At 62.8% G+C, this 728-nt stretch carries 1 protein-coding gene; it reads right to left on the minus strand.

Annotated elements, in window-relative coordinates:
* On the minus strand, positions 1-635 hold a 635-nt coding region (locus VQ044_RS25460), incomplete at its 3' end, for a PLP-dependent transferase (RefSeq protein ID WP_327650469.1).
* Positions 636-728 lie beyond the last annotated feature (93 nt).

The raw sequence follows: 728 nt of genomic DNA on the forward strand, positions 1-728 counted from the left end.
ACCGCACCGCCGACAACGTCGGAATGGCCGTTCAGGTATTTCGTCGTCGAGTGAACGACATAGTCGGCGCCGAGGCTAATCGGCTGCTGAAGCACGGGTGACAGGAAGGTGTTGTCGACGGCCACCTTGCAGCCGATCGCCGCCGCCAGCGTCGCAACGCGGCGGATGTCGACGACGCGCATCAAGGGGTTGCTCGGCGTTTCGATAAGAATCAGCGCCGGCGCCTTCTCCATCGCCGCCGCAAGCGCAGTCTCGTCCGCTTGATCGACGAAGATCAGCTTGAAATGCCCCTTCGCGGCACGGGCCTCCATGAGGCGGCGCGAACCGCCGTAACAGTCATGGGGTGCCAGGACGAAGTCGTCGCACTCGACGGTGGCGAGCACGAGGTCGACGGCCGCCATGCCGGAGGCGACGACGACCGCGCCGGCGCCGCCTTCCAGCTGTGCGAGCGTGTCGGCGAGCAGGGAACGGCTCGGATTTCCCGCACGACTGTAGTCATAGTCGCGCGGCTGCTCGAAACCCGCGAAGGTGAAGGTGCTGGACAGATAGAGCGGTGGAGCGACCGCGCCAAATATCGGATCTGCCCCGATGCCATTCGATGCGGCTACAGTCCTGGGAGATTTTTTTGATGTCATGATCGAAAGACCTTTAGGCGGACTTGATTTAGCGGCGGGTGATCAGCGTTATCAATTTCGCGCAAGTCTCTCGGTCGCGATGCCCTCGGACGT

The organism is Aurantimonas sp. C2-5-R2 (genome assembly GCF_036549495.1).
Lineage (GTDB): Bacteria > Pseudomonadota > Alphaproteobacteria > Rhizobiales > Rhizobiaceae > Aurantimonas > Aurantimonas coralicida_A.